The following is a 14,701-nucleotide window of genomic DNA, read 5'->3' on the forward strand; positions in this document are numbered from 1 at the left end:
GCCTCAGTGGCGCAGACCGGTGCCGCGGGAGATGAGCCACCAGGCCATCCCGTAGAGCACCAGGATGAAGCCGATGATGATGAGATAGGCGGTGCCGAGGGGCACGTCGGAGATCCCGAGGAAGCCGTAGCGGAACGCGTTCACCATGTAGATGATGGGGTTCACCTGGGAAACCCCCTGCCAGAACGGCGGCAGCAGGGTGATGGAGTAGAAGACGCCCCCCAGATAGGTCAGGGGAGTCAGGATGAAGGTCGGGATGATGCTGATGTCATCGAACGACTTCGCGAACACCGCGTTGATGAGCCCCCCCAGGGAGAAGAGGATGGAGGTGAGCAGCACGGTCACGCAGACGCTGAACAGGTGATGGATCTGCAGCGGCACGAAGAACAGCGACACCAGGGTGACGATGAGGCCGACACAGAGGCCGCGCGCCACGCCACCGCCCACATACCCCGCGATGATGATGTAGTTGGGCACCGGCGCCACCAGCAGCTCCTCCACGTTGCGCTGGAACTTGGCGCTGTAGAAGGAGGAGGCGACGTTGGAGTAGGAGTTGGTGATGACCGACATCATGATGAGGCCGGGTACGATGAACTCCATGTAGCTGAAGCCCCCCATGTCGCCGATGCGCGAGCCGATGAGGTTGCCAAAAATGACGAAGTAGAGGCTCATGGTGATGGCGGGCGGCACCAGGGTCTGGATCCAGATCCGGGTGAAGCGGCTCACTTCCTTGGCCAGAATGCTCTTGAAGGCGATGTAATAGGTCATGGGGTTCATGCTTTGCGACCCTCCTCTACCAGATTGACGAACAGCTCTTCCAGCCGGTTCGCCTTGTTGCGCATGCTGAGCACCTTCACCCCCTGGGCGGAGAGCTGCTCGAACAGGCTGTTGAGGGACTGGCTCTTCTCCAGCTCCACTTCCAGGGTGTTCTCATCCTGCATCCGGCCGTTGAACTCGGGCAGGGCCGGTACGGTGGAACCCGGCACCAGATCCAGCAGGAAGGTCTCGCGACCCAGCTTGCCGAGCAGGCTCTTCATGCTGGTGTTCTCGATGAGACGGCCCTTGTCGATGATGCCGATGTTGCGGCACAGCATCTCGGCCTCTTCCAGGTAGTGGGTGGTCAGGATGATGGTCACCCCCTGCTCGTTGAGATCCTTGAGGAAACTCCACATGGAACGGCGGATCTCGATGTCCACCCCGGCGGTCGGCTCATCCAGGATCAGCAGCTTGGGCTCATGCATCAGGGCGCGGGCAATCATCAACCGGCGCTTCATGCCACCGGAGAGAGTGCGGGCGGCCATGTCGCGCTTGTCCCACAGATCGAGCTGACGCAGGTACTTCTCGGCGCGCACCTTGGCCTCGGCCCGCGGCACTCCATAGAAACCGGCCTGGTGAGTCACTATCTGGCTCACCTTCTCGAACTGGCTGAAGTTGAACTCCTGGGGCACCAGGCCGAGCTGGGACTTGGCCAGCTCCAGATCGGTATCGATGTCATGACCGAATACCTTCACCTTGCCGGCGCTCTTGTTCACCAGTGAGCTGATCACGCCGATGGTGGTGGATTTGCCCGCCCCGTTGGGACCGAGCAGGGCGAAGAAATCCCCCTGTTTGACGGTGAGATCGATGCCCTTGAGGGCTTCGACGCCCCCCTGATAGGTCTTCTTCAGACCGCTGATTTCCAATGCGTTCATTGCAACCCCTGTGATGGATGAGCCCATCTCGAGACAGAAAAGGCGGCTGTGACGCCGCCTGAAGACAGTCGATGGCGGGCCGGCCAGCCTGCCTTGCTACTTCGGACCCGGCTTACTCTTGCGGTACCACCTTGCCAATGAAAGGCAGGTTACGGTACTTCTGGGCGTAGTCAATGCCACAGCCCACCACGAACTCGTCCGGGATGGAGAAGCCAAGCCAGTCCACCGGCACCTGAACCTCGCGGCGGGACGGTTTGTCCAGCAGGGTGCAGATGGCCAGGGATTTCGGCTCGCGCAGGGAGAGGATCTCGCGCACCTTGTTGAGGGTGTAACCGGTGTCGATGATGTCCTCCACGATCACCACGTCCTTGCCTTTGATGTCGTCATCCAGATCCTTGAGGATGCGCACGTCACGGGTGCTGTGCATGCCGGAGCCATAGCTGGAGGCAGTCATAAAGTCCAGGGTGATGGGCAACTGGCACTGACGGCAGAGATCCGCCAGGAAGACGCAGGAGCCGCGCAGCAGGCCGATCATGACCACTTCCTCGGAGCCCTGGTAACGGGCGGTAATCTCTTCACCTAGCGTGGCGATCCGGGCTGCAACCTCGGCCTCGGGGATCATCACCTCGACAATGTGTTTCATCACATACTCCAATAATGACCAAAGGGTTATTGGCCGTTCATTAACGTCAAAACCGAGGATTCTACCACTCCAACCAGTGGGCGTCAGGCATACGTGATGCTTTTATCGGCTTATTTTAATTGATAGAGTTAGCAAGCCTTCGGGCATTATCGGTGACAATACTATAAACACCATAATCAATAACTATTAGATGAAAAAACTATGGAACCACGCGCAGAAATAAGACGTCGAACCCGGCTTTCGCCGGAGGCTCGCCGTGATCAATTGATGGAGTGTGCCGTCGAGGTATTTTCCCGTCGCGGCATCGGCCGTGCGGGGCATGCCGAAATAGCCGAACAGGCAAAGGTCTCGGTTGCGACCGTTTTTAACTATTTCAATACTCGTGAAGATCTGGTCGACGAAGTGCTGACAGAAATCGAAGCCTTCGTACAGCAGATCCTCGAACAGGCCTACAACGGTCAGGGCTCCGCCAGGGAGAGCATTCACCGCCACGTGAAGCTGTTCGTTGACGCCGCCTATGACAAGCCCGATCACGCCAGCATCTGGCTGGAGTGGAGCTCCTCGGTGCGGGAAGAAGTGTGGCCTCGCTACACCCGGCTGCTGGACAAGGCGCTGGAGCGCATTGCCCCCCACCTGCAACGGGCCATCGACAACGGCGAGATCCAGAGCGTGCTGTCGGCGCAGGATCTGGCCCGCTCCCTGACCGGTTTTGGCTATGTGATGATGCAGATGATCAATCAGCCACAGCGTCCGAGCCGGGAAGAGGTGACGGATTTCCTGTTCAAGTACGTGACGGCCCCCATCCAGGCCAGCTGACTCGCGCAGATGTTGACAAAGCGGCGCCGGGCTTTACAGCNCGCCGCTTTTTTGTCCGCTCCCCACCGTATCAGTGGTTGGCATAACCCCAGCGACTGGTCAACTCATGCTCGACACCCAGGTGGTCGAGGATGCGGGCGACCATGAAGTCCACCAGATCCTCGATGCTTTTGGGTTCATGGTAAAACCCTGGCGCCGCCGGCATGATGGTCACGCCAAGACGGGCAAGCTTGAGCATGTTCTCCAGATGGATCGCCGAGAAGGGGCTCTCCCGGGGCACCAGAATCAGCTGGCCCCGCTCCTTGATCACCACGTCTGCCGCGCGCTCCAGCAGGTTGTCCGAGGTGCCGTTGGCAATGGCCGAGACGGTACCCATGGAGCAGGGGCAGACCACCATCTGTTTGGGGGCCGCCGAGCCGGAAGCTACCGGCGAGAACCACTCCTCCTTGCCGCAGGCGACGATCTGACCCTCTTTGGCACCATATTGGCGACAGAGGTACGCCGACAGCTCCCTGGGGGAGCCCGGCCAATCCTGCTGCTGCTCGGTCTTGAGCACAACCCTGGCCGCCGAGGAGGCGAGCAGGAAGACCCGATAGTCCGTCTGCACCAGGCATTCCAGCAGGCGCAGGGCATAGGGAGCGCCGGAGGCGCCGGTCAGCGCCAGGGTGATGGCCTTGTTCATGATGCGCTCTGCAGCTCCTTGAGGCGGGCGATCAGCTTGTCGTGAATGCCGCCAAACCCGCCGTTGCTCATGATCAGAATATGATCCCCTGGGCGGCTCTCGGCCACCAGGGCGCCAATCAGGGCATCAAGGGCCTCGAATACCCGGGCAGGCCGGGTCATGTGGGCCGTCACCTCCCCCAGATCCCAGCCGATGTTGGGGGGCTGGAAGAAGAACACCTCGTCGGCACCGTCGAAGCAACCGGCCAGCTCCTCCTTGTGAACCCCGAGCTTCATGGTGTTGGAGCGGGGCTCCAGCACCGCCAGGATGCGGGCCTTGCCCACCTTGGCGCGCAGGCCGCCCAGGGTGGTCTCGATGGCGGTGGGGTGGTGAGCGAAGTCGTCATAGACGCTGATGCCGGCCACTTCCCCTTTCAGCTCCATGCGCCGCTTGGGGGACTTGAACTGGCAGAGGGCGTTGATCCCGTGCTCCACCATGACACCGGCATGACGGGCGGCGGCGATGGCCATCAGACCGTTGTTGACGTTGTGCTCGCCGATGCACTCCCAGTGCACCTCCCCCTGTTTCACGCCATCCAGCCACACCTCGAAGGCGGAGCCGTCATCGGCCAGCTTCACCGCCTTCCACTTGGCGTCGTCCTGGCCCACCAGCTCCACCTCGCTCCAGCAGCCCATCTCGCGCACGGCGGTAAGGTTGTCATCGCCTTTGGGGAAGAGCACCCGGCCGTTGCTCGGCACGGTGCGCATCAGGTGGTGGAACTGGCGCTGGATGGCGGCGAGATCCGGGAAGATGTCAGCGTGGTCGAACTCCAGGTTGTTCATCACCAGGGTGCGCGGGTGGTAGTGGACAAACTTGGATCGCTTGTCGAAGAAGGCGCAGTCATATTCGTCCGCTTCAATCACAAAGAAGGGAGCCGAGCCGAGACGGGCGGAAACCGGGAAGTTGCCCGGCACGCCGCCTATGAGGAAACCGGGTTCCAGCTTGGCATACTCCAGCACCCAGGCCAGCATGCTGGCGGTGGTGGTCTTGCCATGGGTGCCCGCGACGGCCAGCACCCAGCGATCCTTCAGCACGTGCTCCAGCAGCCACTGAGGGCCGGAGATATAGGGCAGATTGCGGTCCAGCACATATTCCACACAGGGGTTGCCACGGCTCATGGCGTTGCCGATCACCACCAGATCCGGCGCAGGATCGAGCTGGGAGGGGTCGTAGCCTTCGGTCAGTTCGATGCCCTGTTGCTCGAGCTGGGTGCTCATGGGGGGATAGACGTTGGCGTCGGAGCCGGTCACCCGATAGCCAAGCTGTTTTGCCAACACCGCCAGACCACCCATGAAGGTGCCGCAGATCCCGAGAATGTGAATGTGCATACCGCTGCCTTTTCCAGTAAAGGGAGTGCGCATTCTAGGGTCTGTTGACCCGGTGGCACAAGCCGCGCCCATGGGGAGCGAAGGCATCGGCGCCCGCAGACGACAGAAATCGGGCAAGCGCGGGGAAAAGCTCCCCTCCGCCACGCCACCCGGCCCTTGAAATATGGTCATTTGACGGGACATCGCTATAATGTCGGCCTGCAAACTTGACTCCAACACTCAAAGGAAACGTCATGAGCCTGAACCTGGTACCGGCCGGCAAGAGCCTGCCTGACGACATCTACGTCATCATCGAAATCCCGCAGAACGCCGACCCGATCAAATACGAAGTCGACAAGGACAGCGGCGCCATCTTCGTTGACCGTTTCATGTCCACCCCGATGTTCTACCCGTGCAACTACGGTTACGTGAACGCCACCCTGTCCCTGGACGGGGATCCGGTCGACGTGCTGGTTCCGACTCCCTACCCGCTGCTGGCCGGCTCCGTCATCCGTTGCCGCCCGGTCGGTGTGCTGAAGATGACCGACGAATCAGGCGAAGACGCCAAGATCGTGGCCGTTCCCCACTCCAAGCTGACCAAGCAGTACGATCACATCCAGGATGTGAACGATCTGCCCGAGTTGCTGAAAGCCCAGATCCAGCACTTCTTCGAGCGCTACAAAGAGCTGGAAGCGGGCAAGTGGGTCAAGGTGGAAGGTTGGGGCGACAAGGCCGCTGCCGAAGCCGAGATCAAGACCTCTGCCGAGCGTTACGCTGCAAAATAAGCGTATCCCTCGCAAAAAAAGGCGCCTTATGGCGCCTTTTTTATGGGTCGTTGCGGGGACGCTCCGGGGGGATCCCCCTGGATATAGAGGTCGCGCCCGTTTTGCCGATAGGGGCGGTAATAGTCATCACCGCAGCGATATTCCTGACCGGCACCTCCCACCAGATCGCAGTTGACCGGCAGCACCTCCAGCCACTTGATGGCCTGCTGGAAGCGCAGCCACTCCTGCCATTCATGCTCCCGGGCCAGCTGATCCCGCAGGGCGAAGGTATCCGCGCTGGACAATCCCTGATTGACGATGACCTGCCCCGCCAGCGCCGGCGTGGCCACCAATATCAGCAGAAACCGTGAAACAAGCTTCATGATGATTTCCCCCATGACTTATTTCCTGAATTAAATTTAAAGTCAGATCAGATAATTACCAATATATCTGTCACCAGACCAATCCAAATGCCGGTCACTCACCTAGTTGTTTATTATCAACCCAGGCGGAGGCGCACCATGAAACTGGCACAAGGCTTTCTGTGCAGTCTGCTCTTCGGCACCATGGCGCAGGCCAACGAGATCAACCTGAGCTGGCAGTGGCAATCTGCGGATGGTCAGCAAAAGCACCTGCAATTGACGGCAGATGAGCGCACCTTTTCAGCCAGCCGTCACGAGATGACACAGCTCGACACCGCCCTCAACTTCCCGCTGGAAACACTCTACTCCTACATCAGTCCGCGCCTCTACAACAGCATCAACCAGATCAACCAGCACAGCCCGGAGACGGCCACCAAGTTCCGCAACCTGGAACAGGCCTTTACCCTGCACGACAGCAGCCTCGAATCCGCCCAGTTCTGGCAGGCCTACCGGCAATATCAGGAGGACGCCTTCTACGAGATGCGGGTCCAGCCCTGCGTTCACCCGGCCAATCAGAAGCTGCCCTGCGTGCGCCCCAACTACTCCCAGCTGTTCTATCAGTTCAAGGGAGACCTCAAACCCCTGGCACAGCAGTTTTCGGCCAAGGATCTCGCCACCAGCGTCACCCTGCTGCAGGAGTGGCTGAGCGGCATCCCCACCCCGCCCGAGCAGATGGACCACTTCGCTCCGCCCTTGCAGGCCCTGCAGGACAACAAGGCCGACAGCGACGAGAAGGCGCTGCTCATGGCCAGTCTGCTGGCGGAGCTGGCACCCCAGTACAGCCTCAGCATCATCTATCCGAACATCAGCATCGGCAGCGTCTCGCCGGCCTGGCTCGCCATCACGGCCGACAGCGGCCTTGAGGGAGACACCCTGGTGATCGGCAATCAGCGCCACGTGCTGCTCACCGGTTCTCCCCTGCTGGCCCAGCAGATGACCATGGCCCAGATTCCCTTGATCAGCGAACCGCTCTACTAGCCTCTTCTGACCATCACTTGCTTTTGATGGATGACATGCCATTCTTGCCGCCGTCATTGGGGGGATGGCGACCATGTTGACAAGATCACCGTCGCACCCTGCATTATTTAACACTTTTTAAACAGATCCGATCAGTTTAGGATGTTCAGGGTCCCATTCCCTCGACCCAAAAATCGTTATAACATCACAAAGGAGTGTCATCCGGATGAAACATCTCGTGCTTACTCTGGCGCTGCTGCCAACCCTGGTCATGGCCCACAACATCAAGGAATCAACCCAGGTGCCGCTGGTCAACATCAGCGACAAGGGGGAGCTGGTGCTCAAGGAGAAGGAGATCAGCTATCAGCCCTGGCAGAGCAAGGTCCTGACCGGCAAGGTCTTCCTGATCCAGCACATCGCGGGTCGCTCCAGCGCCAAGGAGCTCAATGCCCCCATGATCGAGGCGATCAAGGCGGCCAAGCTGCCCCACGACAAGTACCAGACCGTCACCATCATCAACAGCAATGACGCCATCTGGGGCACGTCCGGTTTCGTGAAGAGCAGTGCCGAGGACAGCAAGAAAGAGTTCCCCTGGTCCGCCATGGTGCTGGATGCCAAGGGGATGGCCCGCAACGCCTGGGCGCTCACCCCGGAAAGTTCGGCCATCATACTGCTGGATAAAGAGGGCAAGGTGCTGTTTGCCAAAGATGGCCAGCTCGATGCCGCCGAGATAACCAAGGTGATGGGGCTCATCCAGTCCCATCTCTGAATCAGAGAGAAGGGCGCTGATGGCGCCCTTTCCACAAGGGTCTATGGGTCGTTCCACACTGACAATCTGGGTGTTGCTGCTGGGCTGGTTGTGGATGCAACCGGCGCTGGCACAGCACCCTCTTGAAGCAGCCCTGCCCGATCACGGTCATACCTGCACCCTCTGCGTCCTGCATCTGGATGGCAAGCTGGCACTGACGCCGACCCCCGTTCTCCCTCCCCTCTCCTCTGGCATCGACCGGTATATCGGCACTCCCCAACCGAGGGCGGCCACCGGCACCACGGGACATCGCCGTATCCGCGCCCCACCGCCCCTTCATTGTTTCTTTTTTTGAACCAATCTTTTCTCTATTTATTCAAAAGGATTAACGATGAAAGCAGTCACCCTGTTGCTGGCCGCTGCCGCCTTCGGCGCCCAGGCCCATCACGACGAACACGAAAGCCACAGCCACGGTGCCCATGAGCACGGTCACGGCCACCTCAACCTGGTCCTCGACGGCAACCAGCTGATGATCGAGTTGCAGGCCCCTGCCGCCGATCTGGTGGGCTTCGAGCATGCCGCCAACACCGATGAGGAGAAAGCGCAGTATGCCAAGGCGGTGGCCCGCCTCCAGCAGCCCGACGCCCTCTTCCGTTTCGACCCGGCCGCCGGCTGCAAGCTGACCCAGCAGGAGCTGCAGGCCGCCAAGGAAGATCATGACCATGACCATGAGCACGAGCACGAGCACGAGCACGAGCACGAGCACGAGCACGACAAGGCTGATGGCGCTCACGATGAACACCATCACGACGACGCGGGCCATGCGGACATGGGGGCCATGTACACCTACACCTGCGCTACCCCGGCCAAGCTCACCGGTCTCGAGGCCACCCTGTTCAGCCTCTACCCGAGCCTGGAGAAGCTGAGCGTGCAGGGCATACTGCCCACCGGCCAGACCGCCGCCGAACTGACTCCGTCCGCCAACAAACTGGGCTGGTAACACCATGAAACATGCCGTGGTTGAGATCCGTGATCTGGCCTTTGCCTGGCCGGGTCACGAAGCCGTCCTCGATCTGCCCGCCCTTCGCATCCACGAGGGTGAGCGCGTCTTCATCAAGGGCCCATCGGGTTGTGGCAAGTCCACCCTGCTCGGGTTGCTGGCCGGTATCCAGACCGCCAACCACGGCACCCTGGAGGTGCTGGGCCAGCCCCTGGCCCGGCTTTCCGGCCGCGCCCGTGACCAGTTCCGGGCGGCCAATCTGGGGTACATCTTCCAGCAGTTCAATCTGCTGCCGTTTCTCTCGGTGCAGGACAACGTCACCGCTGCCCTCACCTTTTCACCCGCCAAGCGGGCCCGCCTGACAGGGAGCCCCGAGCAGGAGGCGCGCCGCCTGCTGGCAGAACTGCAACTGCCGGATGAGGCACTCCATCGCCCCGTCCACGCCCTCAGCATCGGCCAGCAGCAGCGAGTCGCCGCCGCCCGCGCCCTGATAGGCTCCCCTCCTCTGGTGATCGCCGACGAGCCCACCTCGGCCCTGGACACTGACAACCGGGCCGCCTTCATCCGACTGCTGTTCGAGGAGTGCGACAAGCAGGGGTCTACCCTGGTCTTCGTCAGTCACGATCCCTATCTGGAGCCCCTCTTCCCCCGGGTGGAGAACCTGCAACAGCTCAACCGGAGGGCGGCATGACCACACGCCATCATCTCGCAGCCCGTCCGGCCATCTCCCCTTCACTGCGGAGGCTTTCATGCTGAAACTCGCCCTGCAAAGTCTCTGGGCCCGTCGCCTCACCGCCGGGCTCACCCTGCTGGCCGTCGCCATCAGCGTCACCCTGCTGCTCGGGGTGGAGCGGGTGCGCAGTCAGGCACGGGATAGCTTCGCCAACACCGTCTCCGGCACCGATCTCATCGTCGGCGCCCGCTCCGGCCAGGTGAACCTGCTGCTCTATTCGGTGTTTCGCATCGGCAACCCCACCAACAACGTGGGCTGGGACTCCTACCAGGCCATCAAGGCCAGGCCCGGTATCGCCTGGACCATCCCCCTCTCCCTTGGCGACTCCCACAAGGGGTTTCGCGTGCTCGGCACCAACGGGGACTACTTCACCCACCTGAAGTACGGCCAGCAGCAGGCGCTCGTTCTGCGCGAAGGCCGCCCCTTCGAAACACCGTTTGAAGCGGTGTTGGGTGCCCAGGTGGCCGAAAAGCTCGGCTATCACCTGGATCAATCCATCGTCATCGCCCATGGCGCCGGCAACACCTCGTTCAGCCAGCACGACAACATGCCGTTCAAGGTGGTGGGGATCCTGGCCCCCACCGGCACCCCCATCGATCGCACCATTCATGTGCCGCTGGCGGGCATAGAGGCGATCCACCTGGGCTGGGACACCGGTCGTCACAGCAAGAACGTGACCCCGGAACAGGCGATGGCGCTGGATCTCACCCCCAAGACCATCACCGCCTTCATGGTGGGGCTGAGCAACCGGATCCTGGCGTTCCAGTTGCAGCGCAGCGTCAACACCTATCCCAGGGAGCCCCTGATGGCCATCCTGCCGGGAGCCGCCCTGCAGGAGCTCTGGGGGCTGATGAGCGTGGCGGAGACCGCCCTGTCGGTGATCGCGGGCTTTGTGGTGGTGGCGGGCCTCATCGGCATGCTGACCACCCTGCTCGCCGGCCTCAACGAGCGGCGCCGCGAGCTCGCCATTCTGCGCTCCCTGGGGGCGGGCCCTGCCCATCTCTTCCTGCTGCTGGCGCTGGAGGCGATGGCACTCACCACGGCGGGCATCGCCCTCGGGGTGGCCGCGCTCTATCTCGGTCAGGGGCTTGCTAGCCCCTGGCTGCTCAGCCACTATGGCCTGCAAATGAGCCTGGGTCTGCCGAGCGCCTATGAGTGGCAACTGCTGGGCCTGGTCTGGCTGGCGGGCATGGTGATCGGGCTGCTGCCTGCCGCCCGCGCTTACCGCTACAGCCTGAGCGACGGCATGAGCATTCGCGTCTGACCCGACGCATCCGACCAAGAGAGAAGAACAGATGATGAAGTGGAAAATAGTGGCGCTGCTGGCCAGCCTGCTGGTGCTGCCTGCCATGGCTGCAGATTACAAGACCATCGACTGGGATATCCTCATCCCGGAGGGGGAAAAACTGCTGCCACCGCCCCAGGTCAGCCATGACGGCGACTTCTCCTCGGTGCCCCAGCCGGTGGGGGGCGTCAACAAGAAGCTGGACAATCAGGAGGTACGGATCCCCGGGTTCGTGGTGCCCCTGGAAGGGGATGCCAAGACCATCACCGCCTTCCTGCTGGTCCCCTACTTCGGTGCCTGCATTCACGTGCCGCCCCCGCCCACCAACCAGGTGATCTACGTGAGCTACCCCAAGGGAGCGCCGGTGGATGACCTCTGGGACGCCATCTGGGTCAAGGGCAAGATGCACACCGTCAGCTCCAGCCACGAGATGGCCACCGCTTCCTACTCCATGGACGCGGTCGAGGTCAGCGTCTACGAAGAGTGAGCCCCTGATGGCCTCCCCCGGGAGGCCATTTTTTTATCCCGTGACGACCCCGGCAAAGGGATTGTTCATGGATTTGGTTGGAGTAACATTCACTACCAGACCTTGCCATCACGGAGCCAGCATGGCTGACCTGCCCCCCAAGAAAGAGAGTTCCATCCTGAGCAGCCAGGAGCAGACCCTGCGCCTGGCCCGCAGCCGCGGCATCGATGGCATGCTCACCCGCAACAGCGACAGCACCTTCGAGCAGCGCGCCACCTTCCGCCAGCTGGCGGAGCAGGCCACCCGCCAGCGCAATCTGGAATCCATCATGGTGATGGCCGCGCGCCACTGCGAAGAGACCGCCGCCGGCGGCGAGATAGACAGCGACTGGCTCACCCGCTTCCTGCAACTGGCCGAAGACATCAGCATGACCCCCATGCAGCAGTTGTGGGGTCGCATCTTCGCCCTGGAAGTGGCGACCCCGGGCCGCTTCTCCATCCGTGCCCTCAACACCCTCAAGGAGATGACCCAGCGCGAAGCCCAGCTGTTCCAGCGCATCTGCGCCCTCTCCTGCCACTACGAGGGCAGCGACGAGCAGCGTCTGCTGCTGGGCATGCACAAGGGGGCCAGCCTGCTCAGTCGCGCCAAGGTCACCCGAATGGGGCTCGGCAAATACCGGGTGCCCTACAGCGCCCTGCTGCTGCTGTGCGATCTCGGGCTGCTGCACCGTGGCGAGCTCGAATCCGGTCCCCTGCCCGCCGACGGGGTCGAGCTGGCCTTTGGCAACCAGCGCTGGCGTCTGCGCCAACGCCAGAGCAACCTCACCCTGCTCTATTACCGGCTCACCCCTGTAGGCAACGAGCTTGCCCTGCTGCTGGACGAGCCCCCCCTGGAGGAGTACCTGCAGGATCTGAAGACCCTGCTCTCCACCCACCTGCAGATAGAGACCCAGATGCCGGCCCCGGTCAGCGAGCCGGATCTGCCCGCCTGAGGCTGGCGGAGGCCCCGGCCCCGCCTTGCCAAATTGCGAAACCCGCCCCGCCATTGCCAAAACGGCTCCCAAAAAGCGAATCCTGACGGCAGGGGCGGACGCGAGCCCGGGCCATGTTCCCCCCTCTGCGGGTTTTGAGCGCAAAAGAGACATATAGAGCGCAATTTAAGCGTTTTTGGGCACTCTGGTGTACGAATTGCAACCAGACTCTCTTTCCCCTGTCAGGCAGGAAGTACCATGAGAGTCAATCAACCCGTTACCCAGCGTGAGCGCCTCTACCCGTCGCACCAGAACCTGATTTCCACCACGGATCTGGAGAGCCGCATCACCTATGCCAACGACGAGTTCTGCCAGATAGCCGGCTTCACCCTGGAGGAGCTGCAAGGGGCGCCCCACAACCTGGTCCGCCACCCCGACATGCCGCCCCAGGCGTTTGCCGACATGTGGCGCCATCTGCGGGAAGGCAAAAGCTGGATGGGCCCGGTCAAGAACCGCTGCAAGAACGGGGATCACTACTGGGTCAACGCCTTCGTCACCCCCATTCAGGACGCAAGCGGCAAGGTGGTGGAGTACCAGTCGGTGCGCACGGCGCCGGACGACGCGGTCAAACAGCGTGCGGAGCGGGTCTATGACGAGATGCGCCGCGGCAAGACCCCCCGGGCCCTGCGCCTGCCCACCTGCTGCCACACCCTGGGGATCCACCTCTGCCTGATGGCACTGCTGGCCAGTCTGGTCACCCTCGGCTATCAGCACGGCCCGGGCTGGCCACTGCTCATCGGCGCCCTGCCCCTGGTGGTTGCGCTCGTCATCTGCCAGATCCTCTCCCGGCGCCTCGCCCGGCTGGAGACCCTGGCCCGCCACCGTTTCGACAACCCCTTGATGCAACTGCTGTATACCGGCCGGGTCGATCGTCTGGCTGCCGTCGAGCTCGCCATGAAGATGAACCAGGCCGAGTTCAATGCGGTGCTGGCCCGAACCCAGCAGACTTGCCAGCAGATCGTGCAGGCGGCGCAGACGGATCTGAGCAATGCCGAGTCCATCACCGGCAACCTGCAGCAACAGCAGGCCCAGACCAACCAGGTAGCGACCGCCATCACCGAGATGACGGCGTCCATTCGCGAGGTCTCCCACAGCTCGAGCGCCTCCTCGGACAGCCTGGACAACACCGCCGTGCTGTTTCGGGAGGGCAATCGCAGCGTGCTCGATACCGTGGCGGCGGTGGAAGGGGTTCACGGCGAGCTGCTCACCTCCCGCGCCGTGATAGAGGCGCTGGCCAGCCAGTGCCGCGCCATCGACGGCATCCTGGACGTCATCAACAACATCGCCAACCAGACCAACCTGCTGGCCCTCAATGCGGCCATCGAGGCGGCCCGGGCGGGCGAGTCCGGTCGCGGCTTCTCGGTGGTGGCGGACGAAATCCGCACCCTCGCCATCAAGACCCAATCCTCCACCGGCGAGATCCAGCAGATGATAAGCCTCTTGCAGGCCAGCGCCGACGATGCCCAGCAGGCCATGGCGCAAGGGGAACAGCTCTCCGCCAGTTGCCGCCTCAAGGCCGCCGCCACCGGCGATATCCTGCAACAGATAAGTGAACGCCTGTTGCAGGTGACCGCAGGCAGCAACCAGATAGCCCAGGCAATGCAGGAGCAATCCCTGGTCACCCAGGACATCCATCACAGCGTGCTGGACATCAAGCGTCTGGCCGATGACTCCAGCCAGGGCAGCCGCCACGCCGTGCAGGGCATCATTGCCCTCGTGAAGCAGCTCGGGGATCTGGAGCGGCTGGTGCGCCAGTTCCAGCAGCATCCCGCCACCCGGCCAACCAGTGCCGCCCTGACCAGCGGCCAACCTCTGCTGGCCCGCTAAGCCTTCACGGAGCAAACCAGACCCAAAGACCGTGCGCTAATACAAAAAAGCATGGGCCCCGTCTCTCACAAGACGGGGCCCATCGACATTATAAGGCTGGGACAGAACTCTAGATCCAACCCCGCTGTTACAGGGCGGCCAGCCGCTTATCTACTCCCGCTGCCACCGTCTTACCCTTGCCGCGCTTTGAATGGCCGCTGTGCGACAGGGCACTCAACAGGGTGAATCCTCGATTTCACTACCCTGCTCTGATGCACGGCCAATGCTGAGAAACCCATCACCACCGACTTA

Annotated in this window: 17 protein-coding genes; 11 read left to right on the forward strand and 6 right to left on the reverse strand. The window is 62.0% G+C overall.

From position 1 onward, the window contains the following. Nucleotides 1–3: 3 nt before the first annotated feature. From AB5Y64_RS14145 to hpt, 3 genes are all read right to left on the reverse strand, one after another. Nucleotides 4–777: an ABC transporter permease gene (locus AB5Y64_RS14145; RefSeq protein WP_010675577.1), complete on the reverse strand. Its 774-nt coding sequence runs from the start codon at nt 775–777 to the stop codon at nt 4–6. After that, nucleotides 774–1,691: an ABC transporter ATP-binding protein gene (locus AB5Y64_RS14150; RefSeq protein WP_039040845.1), complete on the reverse strand. Its 918-nt coding sequence runs from the start codon at nt 1,689–1,691 to the stop codon at nt 774–776. The genes AB5Y64_RS14145 and AB5Y64_RS14150 overlap by 4 nt, the downstream gene beginning before the upstream one ends. A gap of 112 nt (nt 1,692–1,803) precedes the next feature. Further along, the gene (gene hpt / locus AB5Y64_RS14155; RefSeq protein ID WP_010675579.1) at nt 1,804–2,334 is read right to left on the reverse strand and encodes a hypoxanthine phosphoribosyltransferase; all 531 of its coding nucleotides are present in this window, start codon (nt 2,332–2,334) and stop codon (nt 1,804–1,806) included. A gap of 201 nt (nt 2,335–2,535) precedes the next feature. Here hpt and AB5Y64_RS14160 point away from each other — a divergent pair, with 201 nt between their 5' ends. Next, nucleotides 2,536–3,150, forward strand: a complete 615-nt coding sequence (locus AB5Y64_RS14160) for a TetR/AcrR family transcriptional regulator (RefSeq protein ID WP_029314803.1) — start codon at nt 2,536–2,538, stop codon at nt 3,148–3,150. Nucleotides 3,151–3,220: 70 nt separating this feature from the next. Here AB5Y64_RS14160 and AB5Y64_RS14165 read toward each other — a convergent pair whose 3' ends face one another. Both AB5Y64_RS14165 and mpl read right to left on the reverse strand, forming a co-directional pair. Next, nucleotides 3,221–3,832, reverse strand: coding sequence for a flavin prenyltransferase UbiX (locus AB5Y64_RS14165; RefSeq protein ID WP_039040844.1), 612 nt, complete (start codon nt 3,830–3,832; stop codon nt 3,221–3,223). Next, nucleotides 3,829–5,199: a UDP-N-acetylmuramate:L-alanyl-gamma-D-glutamyl-meso-diaminopimelate ligase gene (gene mpl / locus AB5Y64_RS14170; protein WP_039040843.1), complete on the reverse strand. Its 1,371-nt coding sequence runs from the start codon at nt 5,197–5,199 to the stop codon at nt 3,829–3,831. The genes AB5Y64_RS14165 and mpl overlap by 4 nt, the downstream gene beginning before the upstream one ends. A 233-nt stretch (nt 5,200–5,432) precedes the next feature. Here mpl and ppa point away from each other — a divergent pair, with 233 nt between their 5' ends. Beyond that, nucleotides 5,433–5,963, forward strand: coding sequence for an inorganic diphosphatase (gene ppa / locus AB5Y64_RS14175; RefSeq protein WP_005335667.1), 531 nt, complete (start codon nt 5,433–5,435; stop codon nt 5,961–5,963). 26 nt (nt 5,964–5,989) lie between these two features. On the opposite strand, the gene AB5Y64_RS14180 is transcribed toward ppa, so the two are convergent. Next, entirely contained in the window at nt 5,990–6,340 is a 351-nt protein-coding gene (locus AB5Y64_RS14180; RefSeq protein WP_010675583.1) for a hypothetical protein, read from the reverse strand. Between the two features lie 123 nt (nt 6,341–6,463). Between AB5Y64_RS14180 and AB5Y64_RS14185 the strand changes: the two genes are divergently transcribed. From AB5Y64_RS14185 to AB5Y64_RS14225, 9 genes are all read left to right on the forward strand, one after another. Continuing rightward, entirely contained in the window at nt 6,464–7,342 is an 879-nt protein-coding gene (locus tag AB5Y64_RS14185; RefSeq protein ID WP_010675584.1) for a hypothetical protein, read from the forward strand. 205 nt (nt 7,343–7,547) lie between these two features. After that, complete coding sequence (locus AB5Y64_RS14190) at nt 7,548–8,090, forward strand: YtfJ family protein (RefSeq protein ID WP_010675585.1); 543 nt, start codon at nt 7,548–7,550, stop codon at nt 8,088–8,090. A 43-nt stretch (nt 8,091–8,133) separates the two neighbouring features. Continuing rightward, nucleotides 8,134–8,424, forward strand: a complete 291-nt coding sequence (locus AB5Y64_RS14195; protein ID WP_080560573.1) for a hypothetical protein — start codon at nt 8,134–8,136, stop codon at nt 8,422–8,424. A 36-nt stretch (nt 8,425–8,460) separates the two neighbouring features. After that, nucleotides 8,461–9,069: a DUF2796 domain-containing protein gene (locus AB5Y64_RS14200; protein ID WP_182935264.1), complete on the forward strand. Its 609-nt coding sequence runs from the start codon at nt 8,461–8,463 to the stop codon at nt 9,067–9,069. Between the two features lie 4 nt (nt 9,070–9,073). Further along, a complete protein-coding gene (locus AB5Y64_RS14205; RefSeq protein WP_039040841.1) occupies nt 9,074–9,760 on the forward strand; it encodes an ABC transporter ATP-binding protein in 687 nt (228 codons plus the stop codon). A gap of 58 nt (nt 9,761–9,818) precedes the next feature. Beyond that, the gene (locus AB5Y64_RS14210; RefSeq protein WP_039040840.1) at nt 9,819–11,066 is read left to right on the forward strand and encodes an ABC transporter permease; all 1,248 of its coding nucleotides are present in this window, start codon (nt 9,819–9,821) and stop codon (nt 11,064–11,066) included. Nucleotides 11,067–11,097: 31 nt separating this feature from the next. Further along, a complete protein-coding gene (locus tag AB5Y64_RS14215; RefSeq protein ID WP_010675589.1) occupies nt 11,098–11,574 on the forward strand; it encodes a DUF3299 domain-containing protein in 477 nt (158 codons plus the stop codon). Nucleotides 11,575–11,695: 121 nt separating this feature from the next. Next, nucleotides 11,696–12,544 carry a TIGR03899 family protein gene (locus tag AB5Y64_RS14220; RefSeq protein WP_010675590.1) on the forward strand — a complete coding sequence of 283 codons (849 nt, stop codon included), beginning with the start codon at nt 11,696–11,698 and terminating at the stop codon, nt 12,542–12,544. A gap of 237 nt (nt 12,545–12,781) precedes the next feature. After that, a complete protein-coding gene (locus AB5Y64_RS14225) occupies nt 12,782–14,410 on the forward strand; it encodes a PAS domain-containing methyl-accepting chemotaxis protein (protein ID WP_039040839.1) in 1,629 nt (542 codons plus the stop codon). The last annotated feature ends 291 nt before the right edge of the window (nt 14,411–14,701 follow it).

The sequence above is a fragment of the Aeromonas sp. R5-1 genome (assembly GCF_040908265.1).
GTDB lineage: Bacteria > Pseudomonadota > Gammaproteobacteria > Enterobacterales > Aeromonadaceae > Aeromonas > Aeromonas caviae.